The organism is Burkholderia arboris (assembly GCF_038723655.1).
Taxonomy (GTDB): Bacteria; Pseudomonadota; Gammaproteobacteria; order Burkholderiales; family Burkholderiaceae; genus Burkholderia; species Burkholderia arboris.
This window is the reverse complement of sequence record NZ_CP109823.1, coordinates 1,069,217-1,083,780: the sequence shown is the minus strand read 5'-3', so window position 1 is coordinate 1,083,780 and position 14,564 is coordinate 1,069,217. Positions and strand designations below refer to the sequence as shown.

The window sequence follows — 14,564 nt, the reverse complement described above, 5'->3', positions numbered from 1 at the left end:
CGGGCAGGCACTCATTGTTGATTGGCACCGAGACGGGCCGCGATCCGTTCTGCCGCGGCCTTGGCAGCACTCGTCATGATGTCGAGATTGCCCGCATAAGACGGCAGGTAGTGCGCGGCGCCTTCGACTACGAGCAGGATCGAGGTCTTGAGGCCGGCCATCCGCTCGCCGACGCCGGGGATCCGGATCGGTCGCTCGGCCTCGATACGATCGAACTGGACACGTTGTTTCAGTCGATACCCGGGCACATACGACTGGACGGCTTCGACCATCCCGGCGACCGATGCCTCGATCTCGCGTTCATCGGCGAAGTCGCTCAGCGTGTACACCGTATCGCGCATCATCAGCGGTGGCTCGGCGGGATTGAGCACAATGATCGCCTTCCCCTTCGCTGCACCGCCGACCGCTTCGATCGCCCGTGATGTCGTCTCGGTGAATTCGTCGATGCTGGCGCGGGTGCCGGGTCCGGCACTCCTGCTCGCGATGGACGCGACGATCTCCCCGTAGTGCACTTTCGCGACCCGCGATACCGCCGCGATCATCGGAATCGTTGCCTGGCCGCCGCACGTCACCATGTTGACATTCAACGCGTCGAGATGACGCTCCCCGTTCACCACCGGAATGCAATACGGTCCGATCGCGGCCGGCGTCAGGTCCACGACGCGAATACCGGGCTTGACGGTGCGCAGGAACGCATCGTTCTGCGTATGCGCCGCGGCAGACGTCGCATCGAACACGATGTCGATCTCGTCGAACACGGGCATGCGGGCCAGCCCCTCGACGCCTTCATGGGTCGTCGCGACGCCCAGGCGCGCCGCGCGCTGCAACCCGTCCGACGCCGCATCGATTCCCACCATGGCGCCCATCTCGAGATGTTCGCCGTGGCGCAGGATCTTGATCATCAGGTCGGTACCGATATTCCCGCTGCCGATAATGGCGACTTTCCGTTTGGTGCTCATCGGGCTCGCCCTCATCCGATACGGCAACTGACGCTGCCGAGCGCACCGATCTGCGCGTGAATCGTGTCTCCGGCGCCAACCGGCACCATCGGACCCAGCGCACCCGACAGGATCACGTCGCCCTCACGCAACATCTGTCCGCGCCGCGCCATCATGCGGGCCAGCCAGTACACGGCCCGCAACGGATGGCCGAGGCACGCGGCACCCGTTCCGGTCGATACGGTCTTGCCGTCGCGCGTCATCGACATGCCCAGTTCCCCGATGGAAATGCCACCGAGCGACACCGGTTGATTGCCGAGAACGTAGAGGCCGCAGGATGCGTTGTCGGCCACCGTATCCTCGAGCGCGATGCGCCAGTCCGAGATCGCGCTGTCGACGATCTCGAGCGCCGGCAGCGCACAGGCCAGCGCCGACAGGACCTGTCCATAGCTCGGCGCTTCATCGGCCATGTCGCGTCCGACGACGAACGCCACTTCCGCCTCGATCTTCGGCTGCATCAGGCGGCTCAGGGGCACCTCGTCGCCATCGAGATATTCCATGTCGTCGAACAGCACGCCGAAATCGGGCTGGTCGACGCGCAACTGCTGCTGGACGGCAACCGACGTCAGGCCGATCTTCTTGCCGACGATGCGTCGGCCGTCCGCGATCCGGGCCGCGGTGTTGAGTTCCGAGACGGCATATGCCGCGTCGAGACCTGCAATGCCGAACCGCGTGGCAATCGGGTCGATCGGCGTGCGTGATTCACGTGCATCGCGTAATGCTTTCGCAGCCGCCTGAACGGCTGCCGGGTCGAATGAATGAGACATGGCGGAAGAATGTGAAATCGTGGGTCAGGCCGCTTGCGCGACGGCCGGTGCCGTCTTTGACATGCGGGTGAATCCATCGCCTGCGCCGGCTCCGAATCCGAGCCGCTCCCGCAGTTGGCGAATGGTCCTGTCGAGCTCGCCGACGGGAACGACGGCGAAGGCGAAGCGGTCGGGTCTCAGTACCGCAACCGCCTGCGTCTTGAACCCCGCCTTGTTGAACCACGCGATCATCTCGCCACCGATATCCTCGACTTCGGCAACCTCGATCACGTTGTCCCGATTGACGCCTTCGAGCCCTTGCGGGCGGCCGCCGTACGCGTACATCGTCACGCTGCGTACCGACAGTGCGCCGAGCGTTGCCCGCGACACATCGTCCATGCAGCGGGAGGGATCGACGTTCAATCCGATCAGCGAAAAGCCGTGTCCGAGCAGGTCGTCCAGTTTCTTCCGGTCACCGTTGAAAAGACGCACCTCGGGTTGCGGAATCAACGCGCCCTCCGGGCCACGTCGGCGACGGCGCGGCAAACCCAGGTATGCGTTCTTTCGATAGACGGGCATCGGCTTGAAGCCGCCCCCCTCGAGCCAGCGCCTGAGCGGCGGTATGGCCCGGATGATGCCGAGGGACGTGTCCCGCACCAGCGTGGCGGACAGACTGCGTGCCGATACGACGTTCTTGAGCAGGACGGACGTGTCGATCATCGCCTTCGCGTGCGCATGCCGTTCCGACTGGTACGTGTCCAGCAGCGTGTCGGCCGCGAGGCCGCGCAAGACGAGATCGAGCTTCCAGCCGAGGTTGTACGCGTCGCGCACGCCGGAACTCGCACCCTGCCCCATGAACTGCGGCGTCATGTGAGCGGCATCGCCGCCGAGCAGCACGCGTCCGACCCGCCACTTCGACGCAATCAGCGCGTTGAACGTATAGACGAGCTTGCGCTTGATCACGAACTGATCGGGGTCGACGAACAGCGACAGATACTTCCGGACCGTCTCCGGCCGCTCCATGTTTTCCTTCGTTTCGCCCGGCATCAACATGAATTCGAACCGGTGGAATTTTCCGGGTTGAACGCAGCTCACGACCGGCAGCTTCGGGTCGACGACGAAGTTGAAGTACGGCAGATGACGCAACGCGTCCGTTCCGGGCTTGCGTTCGAGGTCCACGACGAGCCACGGCTCGGGGAAGCTCTTGCCCGACATCTCGATCCCGAGCTTCGTGCGAACGACGCTCCGGCCGCCGTCGGCGCCGACCAGATAGCGCGCCCGCAGGGTTCCGATATCGGGATCGCCTGCCACGCGCGCGCGCGCATCGTGACTGTCGCTGAACCGCGCTTCGCGCGTCGCCTGATGCGTGACGCTCACGCCGTCGGCATCCTGAGCGAAGTCAACGACTTCGCGGCCCCGTCGCACGTCGACGTTCGGATAACGTGCGAGCGTCTCGGCCAGCGTCGTTTCCAGGTACGGCTGGTAAAAGAAGTTGATCACGGGCCAGCCGAACGGACGCTTGCGCGGCATGTATTGTGTGATCGGCGTGCCATCGCGCCGCACGAGCTGGACGGGCGTCTCCATCATCATCCGCGACTGGATCTCGTCGGCCACGTCGAGATGCTGGAAAATCCGCATGCACTCGTCGTCGGTGTATACCGCTCGCGCGTTACCGTAGAACACGGGTTCGCGCTCCAGCACGACGACGTGGTGGCCGGCCTGGCCGAGCATGTGCGCGAGAACGAGGCCGGTCGGCCCCAATCCGACGATCGCGACATCGCACGCATCATTCGGATGCGCTCCGTTCATGAACGTTCTCCTTGTACAGAAAATTCCGGACGCGTCAGCGATGCAAGCGCGCGACGCACGCGCCCCAACCGCACGCCAAGGCTCAGGTTTTCCGGACGATGGCCCCATAGACTGATGCCTTGATAAATCGCCGGGCGCCACGTTTGCTCATCGACCACGATCGGGTTCCAGCCGAGCTCGATCTCGAAGCCCGATGGCGTCTGAACGTAGAACGAGAGTTCACGGTCATTGGGATGCTGGCCGATTGCATTCGCGATCGGATAGCCCATCGCACGACACCTGAGGTAGGCTTGCGTCACATCGTCGAGGGATGCGCATTGAAGATTCATGTGGTGAATCTGCGTGCGCAGCGGATTCAGGCGGATCCCACGTGTCGATGCAGTCGCGAACGAATGATGTCGTTCGTTGAATCGGAGAAACGCGAAGTCAAGATTCAGGCCTTGCATCCTGTCTTCGATTTCGTCGGAAAGGCGCGCATCGAACACGTCTTTCCAGAACTGCTGCATCACCTCCGGTTGTCGGGTCGTGACGGCGACATGCCCCATCCCCGACGCGCCCGTCACAAAGCCCGTCGCACTCATGCGCAGCGGAAGTTCGCTGATGACCGGTTCCGTGAACAGTTCCGTGCGCAGTTTCTTCGGCCCGGCGAAGAACCAGAATCGCTTCACGCCGCGCAAGGCCGCTTCTTCCTTGCTCCCTTCCTCTACACGCACCCCGCGAGCGGAGATTCGTGCGACGGCAAGCTCAAGCGCCTCGCGGTCGTCGAGGTGCCATCCGATGGCAATGACATCTTCGGCCGTGCCGGCACGGATGATCAAACGCCGGTCGTGCGAGTCGATGCGGCATGCGACCACGCGTGGATCGGGCGTATCGACGTGCAGCCCCAGGCCTTCCGACGCGAATTTCGTCCATTCGCGAAGCCGGGCCGATTCGGCCAGCAGATAGCCCATCCGAACACGACCGAACAAGCTGCTCGTGGGTGACCGCGCACTAACGATTGTCGGCATGACATCACCCTCGATCAGCGGGCAGCGACGACGCGTGCGGTCGCATCGCCCTGCGCAAGGAATGCCAGCACGGCGGCGTTGAATTCGTTCGACCGCTCCCATTGCACCCAGTGTCCGGTATTGCTGAACAGGTAGACATCGCAATTCGGCATGCGCTTCTGGAGCGCGTACGCGCCGCTGGCCCGGTTGACCTTGTCATCCACGCCCCACAAAACGAGCGTCGGGTTGCGCACGGATGCCAGTCGCGCATCCCGCGTGAAGTCGAGATTGCTGAACTTCGGGATGCCCTTGGGGCCCAGCAAAGGCGGGCTCGCGACGACGGCCGGGTCGATGCTGGCCCGAAAGCGTTCTTCGATCATCGACTGCGGCACGAGACTGCCGTCGAACACGAGATCGCCGCGAATGAACGTCGTGAGCTTCTCGAGGCTCGGGCCATCGTCCTTGTAATAGTTCAGCAACCGTTTGAGGCCGGGCGTGGGAACCTGACGCGTCGTATTGACGCCGCCGGGGCCCATCAACACGAGCCGGCCCACCGCTTGAGGGCGCTCCAGCGCCATGCGAAGCGCACAGGCTCCGCCGAGCGAATTCCCGATGGCGTGCGCATTCGGGATCCCGAGCGCGTCCAGCATGCCGAGCATGCCTTCCGCGAGATCTCCGAATGGATCGTTGCGGTCGACGCCTTTCGTGGACTGGCCGAACCCCGGCATGTCGGGCACCAGCACCCGAAAATGGCGCGCGAGCGCGTCGATGTTCCGCGCGTAGTTCGAGAGGCCCGATGCGCCCGGGCCACCGCCATGCAGCATCAGTACGGCGGGCCCTTCGCCAGCTTCCGATAGAAAAACGTGCCGTGCGCCGACCTTGACGGTGCGTTGGCGCATTGCGTGCGTGATGGAGGGGGTGTCCATGGCGTCGACTGCTCCTGATTTCGCTAGGTGTGATTCATTGTAATGAGATTAATGTCATTATGACAATATTCTCGTTTTCACCTAGCTCCCGGTCGGGCGTCCGTAAGCCGCACCGTATAATCGGCACATGAGTGAATCCACGACCATTGATCATCGGACCCGTGTTGCTGCGCAGCGCCGCGAACGGATGCGCGCGCGGCTGATCGAAAGCGCGATGCTCGTTTTTGCCGAGAAAGGGATTGGCGCCAGTGTCATCCAGGACGTCATTGCGGCCGCCGATGTGTCGCAAGGCACCTTCTACAACTACTTCCGTACCAATGAGGAACTGCTCGAAGCGGTGACGCAGGAGCTCAACGATGAGTTGCTCCGCCTGATCGAAACGGTCGTGGGCGCCTACGAAGATCCGGCCCGAAGAATTGCGTGCGGCGTCCGGATGTTTCTGTATGCCGCACGTGCCTATCCGCTGCTTGCACGCTTCATTTCGGCAGCTGGCGTCCATGCCGTCGGCCCGAGCAGCCTGATCTACGTGTACCTGCCGGTCCACATCCAGCAAGGCCTGGCGACCGGCCGATTTCAGGGCGTGACGGTCGAGCTGGCGCTCGACATGATTGCCGGAACCGCGCTCACGACGATTCATCGATTCACCGAAAACGGTGAGGTGGCCGAATCGCCCGAACAGATCGTTGCCGCGATTCTGCGCGGCCTGGGTGTCGATGGAGAGGAAGCGCGGCGGCTCGTGCTTGACGAACTGACGCTGGTCATGCCGCCTGAAACGTCCCTGCTGGAGCGAGGGCGTGTGCGTGCGGCGAAGCAGCCCGACGCCCGGCCGTGATCGACCGCCTCACGGCACGCCATCGGGCGGAGCAGCCGATCGGGGCGACACAGGCCGGTGAGAATGAACGCGTTGCCCGAATTCGACGCGAACGTTTCGTGCAGATGGAGTGTTCGCACCAGACAGCGTCACCAACCCTGCCATCCATGCGCCACCATTCGCGGGCGCCCATTGCTTCGCGCATCCGTGGCATTCCCCGTTCGTACTGACGGATCCACCAGCCCGTCGTACGCAGCCTGAATCGAACCGAGAGCGGCTGGACCTGACGCAAACGACGGCAGGCCACCCCGATGAACTGCCGCAATCATCGATCGCAGCGTGGGCCCGCGAACCGGAACGGCCTGCCATCGCGTACACCGGCAAAACATCGGACAGCAAGAACGGGCAAGCGATCGGCATCGCTCCACCGCTCCCATGCCGTCGTCACGTCGATTTTCCCCGCATCGCCCCCCATCGTCACCCTCCGTCGCGGTCGCCGACCGACACCGAAAGCGGTTTGTCGGTGCATTCCTTGCACACGCCGGAGAATAATTTGACGGTCCCGGTGGCGTCCTTAGACTGGTGCGGAGGATCCACAGAGCGCGCGACGACCTCGCGTCGCGCCACACAAGCAGGAGATGCGACATGCTCACGAAAATCGATACACACCATCACATCGTGCCGCCCGCCTACGCAGCATGGCTGGAAAGTCGCGGCATCACGGCGGGAGGTCTTCCGATCCCGCACTGGAGCGAAGAAGGGGCGCTCGATCTGATGGAAGCGGAAGGTACGGCGACGGGCATTTTCTCGGTATCGACGCCGGGGGTTCATCTTGGCGATGACATCGAGGCGCGCGAGAAAGCACGTGAGGTCAACGAATTCACCGCCTCCGTTGTCTCGCGACACCCCCGCCGCTTCGGGTTCTTCGCGACCCTGACGCTACCGGATGTCGAAGGCGCGATCGCGGAGGCAGCCTATGCGATGGATACGCTCCGTGCGGACGGCGTGGTGCTGATCAGCAGCGTACGAGGCACGTACCTCGGTGATGAATCCTGGGCGCCGCTGTTCGAAGAGCTGAACCGGCGTCAGGCAGTTGTCTTCATCCACCCTGGCGATCTACCCTGCGAGCCGGTGCCCGGGATTCCCCCGTATGCGGCAGACTTTCTTCTCGACACGACTCGGGCGGCGATCAACATTGCGAAAGCCGGTTGGCTCGAACGCTTTCCTGACGTGAAATTCATCCTGTCGCACGCAGGCGGGTTTGTCCCCTTCGCAGCACAGCGAATTGCGCGTGTTGTGTCGCCCGACAACAGCACCGAGGGTGGCCTGGCGCGACTCAGGCGCTACTACTTCGACACAGCGCTCTCGAGCAGCCCCTACGCGCTACCGGCGTTGCTTGCATTCGCCGATCCATCCCGGATTACGTTCGGGAGCGACTGGCCGTATGCCAACAAGGACCGGTCGGTCGATTTCACCCGGATGCTCGAAGCGTTTCCGCTGACGGAAGCGCAGCGACACGCGATTTATCGCGGTAACGCGGAACATCTGTTCCCGCGACTGGCGGTGGCGTAAGAAAAATGCTGGGGGCGCCGGATGCCGGGCCCCCCGCTTTCTCGTGTGCGTCGACTCTCGGTCGGCAACGGATTCTTATCCGCTGCCGCCGCTTCCATTCAGGTGTCGGCGCTCGCGAACCTGCCCTTCGGTTGACCTGATCGCAACGTGCGATATTTGCCGAGCGAGATGAGCAGCGCGCTTGCGATCACCAGCACGATCGGGGCGAGCCGGAGCGGTAACGCGTAGTTGCGATACAGGTCGAAGTAGCGGCCAGCCACGAGCGGGCCGACGACTGCGCCGAAACCGTAGCCCGCGAACGCGATGCCATAGTGAAGGCCGAAACGTCTCAGCCCCAGATAGGCGCGGACCAGATAGGACAGCAAGTCCCCCTCTGCCCCTATCGCGAGGCCGATGCAGGCGCACGCGAGCAGCACGGATGGCAGGGACGCTGCGTTCATGAGCAGCAGGTACCCCAACGCGCCGGCGAGCAGGAAACCCGCGCCGACCAGCGGCGCATGAAGGTAATCGATCAGCGCACCGGAAATCAGGCGCCCGATGAGTATTCCGACGCCGATCAGCGACGCGCAGTTCGCCGCCGCCCCGGGCGACAACCCGCGATCCGCCAACAGCACCGGCAAATGCGGATTGAGCGACAGCGTCGCACTCGAAGCGAGAAAAGCGACCACGACGATCGTGCCGAGCTTGACCGCCGAGAATGGCGGCTCCGCGCCGGCGAGGTCGGCAGGGCGATCGTCCCTTCGTGGCCGCGGCGCCACCTTTCGTTCCCGGATCAGCGCATAGGCAAGGAGCGAGCCCGCGAGCGACACGCACGCGCTGATCTGGTAGGCGTGGCGCCAGTGGAACGCCGCGATGAGGTGCTGGGTGACCGTTGGCGCGGCTGCCGTGCCCACACCGAGTCCGACCATCGCGCAACCCGTCGCGAGCCCGAGGCGCCGGTCGAACCACTGCGGCAGGATCGCAAGGTAGCCGAGCACCGACGTTGCGGCGCCCGACACACCGATCACCAGCGACAGCGCAATCCAGGCGCCGATGGCGCCGCTCTGCAGCCCCATGCATGCCACCGCAAGACTGAACGCGATTGCCGAGACGAGAATCACGCGGCGCACGCCAAAACGATCCATCAGCATGCCGATGAACGGACTCGCCGCAGCGAGCCCGCCCATTGACGCCGCGTAGGACATGGCCGCCTGTTCCCGCGTCCAATGAAATTCACGCAGCACGACGGGCGCGAATACGCCGGCTGTCGCATTGAATACCGGGGCATAACCCAAAGCCATGCCGATTGCTGCCCCTGCGACGATGGTGGCGAGTTGCAGCTTGCTGGGCCCACTGGCACCTGCGCCCTCTCTGGGTGCTGCGCTCATGTCCGACTCCTTGTGATGCTCGATGGGGTTGCCGGCGCGCGGCCATTTGGCCGGATGCGCCGGATAACAGGCGAATGCGAAGGCAAACAGCGGGCGTTCGATTGCGCAAACGATCGCGGCAACACCATGAGCAATCGTCAGCCACAAGACCGCGCGATCTCTCGACGTGTGCTCATACGCACCGGACTGGACGTCCGTGCCCTGCCGGTTCCATTGAGCGAAAGCCGTCAGAGACCGAACGAAACGCACGCACTCCGCGACCCGGGCAACTCGATGAACCCGGCTTCCCGGAACGTGCCGCGGCCATCTCCGGCCCGCAAGAAAGAGGCGCGGCACCCGCGACAATCGCGAGTGCCGGCCCGCCTAGTTTTGCAGAAAGTCGAGCACCATGCGATTGAATGCGTCCGCATGCTCCCACTGCGCCCAGTGCCCGCATCGCCCGAATACATGCAGTTGAGCATTCGGCATGCCCCACACGAGCCGCAAGCCCACATCCATCGGCACGAAACGATCGTCGCGCCCCCAGATCACGAGCGCGGGCGACTTGATCTCGTTCAACCGGTAACCATAGTCCGGAAACTGCTTCGGATTGGCCGCCAGACTTTTCACGAAGTTCTCGAGATGATCGCGCCGCGCAAGCATGTTCTCGAGCCGCGTCTGCATCAGCTCTTCCGTCATCGTGCTCGCGTCGTAGACGAAGACGTTGAGCATCTTCTCCAGATTCTCGAGCGTCGGCTCGCGATACAGTCCCTGCAGCAGCTTGATCCCTTCGGTCGGCATCGGCACGAACTGGCTCGGGCCGCCCGTGCCGCCGCCCATCAGCACCAGCTTGCCGACGCGCTCCGGATACGACAGCGCGAATGCCACCGCGCTATGCCCGCCCATCGAGTTGCCGACGAGATGTGCGCGTTCGATGCCGAGCGTATCCAGTACGCCCTTCAGCACACGCGCGTTGAGGTCGGAGCGCGAGCCGGTGCAGACGATCGAATCGCTCTTGCCCCAACCGGGACAGTCGACGAGGATCACACGGTAGCCCGCGCGAGCGAATACGTCGACGTTGCGATAAAAGTTGGCCCAGCCGCTCGCACCCGGGCCGGAACCGTGCAGCAGCACCAGCGTTTCCGCCCCTGCGCCGGTGTCGTTGTAGTGCACGCGCAGTTCCGTGCCGCCTTCCATCACGTTCACGAACCTGCTGGTCGCGGCCTCTGTATGAATCACGGTGTCAGTCATGTCGATGTCCTTCGTCAGATCGATTCGGTTCCAAGTGTGTGCGAGCCGTTGGCCGACTCGCGCGGAGATTTCGCGACCACGGCGAGCGCACCGAGCGCCGCGATCACGATGAGCGGAATGCTCGAGATCACGAGCATCGACGCGCTCTGGCCCAACGCCAGCAGTTGCCCGGCGATCAGCGGGCCGACCATCGAACCCACACGGCCGACGGCCACCGCTGCGCCGACGCCCGTGCCGCGCACCCGCGTCGGATACGTTGCACCGGCAAGCGCATACAGCACCGATTGCGTGCCAACGAGAAACAGCCCCGCCAGCAGGCCGCCCCATGCCATCGACACGCTGCCCGTCGCGCTGGCGAGCGCCAGCAACGCAATCGCGATGCCCGCATACATGCCGACCACGACCGGCCGCTTGCCCATGCGATCCATCAGCCCTGCGATCACGATCGCGCCGACGCCGCCGCCGATGTTGAACATCATCTGCACGATGCTTGCCTGTACCGGTGTGAGGCCGCGCGAGAGCACCATCGACGGCAACCAGTTCATCAGGAAATACAGCACGATCAGCGTTCCCAGGTAGCTGATCCACAGCGCGATGGTCGTCACCGCGCGCCCGTCGCTGAAGAGCGCGCGCACGATGCCGTCCTTCGACTCGCGGGTCGCAGCCTGGCTCGCCGCGACGAAGTGCGTCGACTCCTTCAGGAAGAGCGCCAGCAGCGGCAAGGTCAGCAGCGGCCCGATCCCGCCGACATAGAAAATGTGCCGCCAGCCCTCGGCGCCCGGGCTGACGATGCCGATCACGGCCGCGAGCGCCGCGCCGAACGGCATGCCGCAGTACATCGCGCCGACTGCCGTGCTGCGTTGTCCGGGCGCCGCCGCTTCCGCGCACAGCGCGATCAGGTTCGGCATCGCAGCACCGAGACCGAGGCCCGTGAGAAAGCGCGCGACGAGCAGGCTCTGCAGATCCCACACCTGGGTCGTTGCAATCGAAAATATCCCGAACAGCGCGACCGACATCATCAGCACGCGCTTGCGGCCGATGCGATCCGCGAGCCTGCCGCCAATCGCCGCGCCCGGCAGCAGGCCGAGCGCGCCGATGCCGAATGCCCAGCCGAGCTGCGCGACCGCGAGATGAAACTCGCGTGCCATGCGCGGCGCGGCGATGCCGGTGGATTGCAGGTCGAGCCCCTCGAGGAGCGCGACCGCGAGGCACAGGCCGATGGTGATGGCGCCGCCGGCGCGCGGCGGGAAAGCCGTTGACGTTTTCAATGATGTCTCCAGGTTGAACGGTGCAGCGCTCTTCATGGCGCGTGGCATGACGGATGGTTCAGGCGCGTGCTTCGCGCTTCTTCAGATCGAGCGCAACGTCGACGATCATGTCTTCCTGACCGCCCACCATGCGTCGCTTGCCCAGTTCGACGAGAATGTCGACAGCTTTCAGGCCGTACTTCTTCGCCGCGACTTCGGAATGCCGCAGGAAGCTCGAATACACGCCCGCATAGCCCAGCGCGAGCGTTTCGCGGTCCACGCGCACCGGCCGGTCCTGCAACGGGCGCACGATATCGTCGGCCGCATCGAGCAGGCGATGGAGATCGGTGCCGTGATGCCAGCCAAGGCGCTCGGCCGCCGCGACGAACACTTCGAGAGGGGCATTGCCCGCTCCCGCCCCCATGCCCGCCAGACTCGCATCGATGCGGTCGCACCCCTCCTCGACCGCAACGATCGAGTTGGCGACGCCGAGGCTCAGGTTGTGATGGGCATGCATGCCCGTCCGGGTCTCCGGACGAAGCACCGCCTTGAGCGCCCTGAAGCGCGCCCGGATGTCGTTCATGTTCATCGCGCCGCCGGAATCGACCACGTATACGCAGGTCGCGCCGTAGCTTTCCATCTTCTTCGCTTCGGCCGCGAGGTTGTCGGGCGTGGTCATGTGGCTCATCATCAGAAAGCCGACGGTGTCCATGCCGAGGCTGCGCGCATACTCGATGTGCTGCTTCGAAATGTCCGCTTCCGTGCAATGGGTCGCGACACGGACGACACGCGCGCCCGCGTCGTACGCGGCCTTCAGATCGTGAATCGTGCCGATGCCGGGCAGCAGCAGCGTCGCGATCGTCGCGTGCTTCACCACGTCGGCGACTGCCTCGATCCACTCCAGGTCGCTGTGCGCGCCGAAGCCATAGTTGAAGCTCGAACCCTGCAGGCCATCGCCATGCGCGACCTCGATGCTGTCGACCTTCGCGTCGTCCAGCGCACGGGCGATGTCCTGCACGTTCTGAATCGAATACTGATGACGGATCGCGTGCATGCCGTCGCGCAGCGTCACGTCGGAAATATAGAGTTTCTTGTCCATGATCGAGTGCTCCTTGCTTCAGGCGTTCACAAGCGACGCGGCCATGCGCTCGGCCGTTGCCAGCGCGGCGGAAGTCATGATGTCGAGATTGCCCGCGTAGGCCGGCAGATAATGGGCCGCGCCCTCCACCTCGATGAAGATCGAGGTCTTGAGTCCGCTGAAATGGCCGAGTCCGGGGATATGCAACGGCGCAGCGGCGGGGATGTCGTCGAACTGCACGGATTGCTTCAGGCGATAGCCGGGCACATAGGCCTGGACCGCCGCGGCCATCTGGCTGACCGACGTTTCGATCAGCGCCCGGTCTGCCGCTTCGGACAGCACATAGACCGTGTCGCGCATCATGAGCGGCGGCTCGGCCGGATTGAGCACGATGATCGCCTTGCCCTTGCCGGCGCCGCCGACCGCTTCAATCGCCTTCGACGTCGTCTCCGTGAACTCGTCGATGTTGGCGCGCGTGCCGGGCCCTGCCGACTTGCTGCTGATCGATGCAACGATCTCCGCGTAATGCACCTTTGCGACCCGCGACACGGCGGCGACCATCGGGATCGTCGCCTGTCCGCCGCACGTGACCATGTTCACGTTCGGCGCATCGAGATGCGCGTCGAGGTTCACCACCGGCACACAATACGGGCCGATGGCAGCAGGCGTCAGGTCGATCACGCGAATGCCGGGCTTGAGCGTGCGCAGGAACGCGTCGTTCTTCATATGCGCGCCGGCGGACGTCGCATCGAACACGAAGTCGATCTCGTCGAATACGGGCAGGCGCGCCAGTCCTTCCACGCCTTCATGCGTCGTCGCCACGCCGAGCCTCGCGGCGCGCGCGAGGCCGTCCGAGGCCGGATCGATGCCGACCATCGCCGCGACGTCGAGATGCTTGCTGCGACGCATGATCTTGATCATCAGGTCGGTGCCGATGTTGCCGGATCCGATGATCGCCGCTTTGCACCGGGTGTTGTCTGTTGCCATGGGAATGTCTCCGTCCGTCATTCGCTGAAACTGGCGCGCACACTGCCGAGCCCTTCGATATGCGCGGTATAAGTGCCGGCCGCCTTCACCGCGACCATCGGGCCAAGCGCGCCCGTCAGCACGATGTCGCCCGCGCGCAGCGGCGTGCCGAGGCGAACCATCCGGTCCGCGAGCCAAGCAGCCGCATTCAGTGGATTGCCGAGGCACGCGCCGCCATTGCCACGTGAAAGCACTTCGCCGTCCTGCGTGAGCGTCATCGCGCACGCGGTCAGCTCGATATCGCGCAGCAGGACCGGCCGGCTACCAAGCACGAACAGCGCGCTCGACGCGTTGTCCGCCACGGTGTCGAAAAACCGGATGTCCCAGTCGCGGATGCGACTGTCGACGACCTCGATCGCGGCCACCGCATACGCGGTCGCGGAGATCAGATCCGGGAACGTGTGTTTTTCGGCGGTCAGGTCGCGTTCGAGCACGAGCGCGATCTCCGCTTCGACCTTCGGCTGGATCAACGAGGCAAGCGGCATCGGCTGGCTGTCGCCGTAAGCCATCGACGCGAACAACGCGCCGAAGTCCGGCTGATCGACGCCGAGTTGCTTCTGCACCGCGGGCGAAGTCAGGCCGATCTTCCTGCCGACGATCCGCTCGCCGTTCGCCTTGCGCAAGTCGTTGTTGATCTGCTGGATCGCGTAGGCGCGCGTCGCGTCGCCTTCTGGACACGTATCGCGCAACGGCGCGATCGGCCGGCGCGAGGCCTGCGCTTCACGCAGGCGCGCGGCCATCGAAACAATGCTGTTGTCATCCGACATG

At 64.4% G+C, this 14,564-nt stretch carries 13 protein-coding genes; 2 read left to right on the top strand and 11 right to left on the bottom strand.

Going from position 1 to position 14,564, the window contains the following annotated elements; genetic code table 11:
• Positions 1 to 11: 11 nt before the first annotated feature.
• The 5 genes from OHZ10_RS37375 to OHZ10_RS37355 form a co-directional block, all read right to left on the bottom strand.
• Positions 12 to 959: an acetaldehyde dehydrogenase (acetylating) gene (locus OHZ10_RS37375; protein ID WP_340625813.1), complete on the bottom strand. Its 948-nt coding sequence runs from the start codon at positions 957 to 959 to the stop codon at positions 12 to 14.
• An 11-nt stretch (positions 960 to 970) separates the two neighbouring features.
• Positions 971 to 1,765 (bottom strand): 2-keto-4-pentenoate hydratase, encoded by a 795-nt coding sequence (locus tag OHZ10_RS37370; protein ID WP_340625812.1) that lies wholly within the window; start codon positions 1,763 to 1,765, stop codon positions 971 to 973.
• Positions 1,766 to 1,789: 24 nt separating this feature from the next.
• A complete protein-coding gene (locus OHZ10_RS37365) occupies positions 1,790 to 3,553 on the bottom strand; it encodes a bifunctional 3-(3-hydroxy-phenyl)propionate/3-hydroxycinnamic acid hydroxylase (RefSeq protein ID WP_256087656.1) in 1,764 nt (587 codons plus the stop codon).
• The gene (locus OHZ10_RS37360; protein ID WP_226196085.1) at positions 3,550 to 4,503 is read right to left on the bottom strand and encodes a VOC family protein; all 954 of its coding nucleotides are present in this window, start codon (positions 4,501 to 4,503) and stop codon (positions 3,550 to 3,552) included. The genes OHZ10_RS37365 and OHZ10_RS37360 overlap by 4 nt, the downstream gene beginning before the upstream one ends.
• A 71-nt stretch (positions 4,504 to 4,574) precedes the next feature.
• Entirely contained in the window at positions 4,575 to 5,465 is an 891-nt protein-coding gene (locus tag OHZ10_RS37355) for an alpha/beta fold hydrolase (protein ID WP_059241159.1), read from the bottom strand.
• Between the two features lie 127 nt (positions 5,466 to 5,592).
• Between OHZ10_RS37355 and OHZ10_RS37350 the strand changes: the two genes are divergently transcribed.
• The gene (locus OHZ10_RS37350) at positions 5,593 to 6,297 is read left to right on the top strand and encodes a TetR/AcrR family transcriptional regulator (protein ID WP_059241158.1); all 705 of its coding nucleotides are present in this window, start codon (positions 5,593 to 5,595) and stop codon (positions 6,295 to 6,297) included.
• Positions 6,298 to 6,921: 624 nt separating this feature from the next.
• A complete protein-coding gene (locus OHZ10_RS37345; protein ID WP_342706193.1) occupies positions 6,922 to 7,848 on the top strand; it encodes an amidohydrolase family protein in 927 nt (308 codons plus the stop codon).
• Between the two features lie 98 nt (positions 7,849 to 7,946).
• On the opposite strand, the gene OHZ10_RS37340 is transcribed toward OHZ10_RS37345, so the two are convergent.
• From OHZ10_RS37340 to mhpD, 6 genes are all read right to left on the bottom strand, one after another.
• Positions 7,947 to 9,362 (bottom strand): MFS transporter, encoded by a 1,416-nt coding sequence (locus OHZ10_RS37340; RefSeq protein WP_226196087.1) that lies wholly within the window; start codon positions 9,360 to 9,362, stop codon positions 7,947 to 7,949.
• 216 nt (positions 9,363 to 9,578) lie between these two features.
• Positions 9,579 to 10,445 carry an alpha/beta fold hydrolase gene (locus OHZ10_RS37335; RefSeq protein WP_059241156.1) on the bottom strand — a complete coding sequence of 289 codons (867 nt, stop codon included), beginning with the start codon at positions 10,443 to 10,445 and terminating at the stop codon, positions 9,579 to 9,581.
• A 14-nt stretch (positions 10,446 to 10,459) separates the two neighbouring features.
• Positions 10,460 to 11,713, bottom strand: a complete 1,254-nt coding sequence (mhpT, locus tag OHZ10_RS37330; protein ID WP_256087652.1) for a 3-(3-hydroxy-phenyl)propionate transporter MhpT — start codon at positions 11,711 to 11,713, stop codon at positions 10,460 to 10,462.
• 58 nt (positions 11,714 to 11,771) lie between these two features.
• Complete coding sequence (gene dmpG / locus OHZ10_RS37325; protein ID WP_320205743.1) at positions 11,772 to 12,794, bottom strand: 4-hydroxy-2-oxovalerate aldolase; 1,023 nt, start codon at positions 12,792 to 12,794, stop codon at positions 11,772 to 11,774.
• A gap of 15 nt (positions 12,795 to 12,809) precedes the next feature.
• Entirely contained in the window at positions 12,810 to 13,757 is a 948-nt protein-coding gene (locus OHZ10_RS37320; RefSeq protein ID WP_342706505.1) for an acetaldehyde dehydrogenase (acetylating), read from the bottom strand.
• Between the two features lie 17 nt (positions 13,758 to 13,774).
• The gene (gene mhpD / locus OHZ10_RS37315) at positions 13,775 to 14,563 is read right to left on the bottom strand and encodes a 2-keto-4-pentenoate hydratase (RefSeq protein ID WP_059241152.1); all 789 of its coding nucleotides are present in this window, start codon (positions 14,561 to 14,563) and stop codon (positions 13,775 to 13,777) included.
• Position 14,564 lies beyond the last annotated feature (1 nt).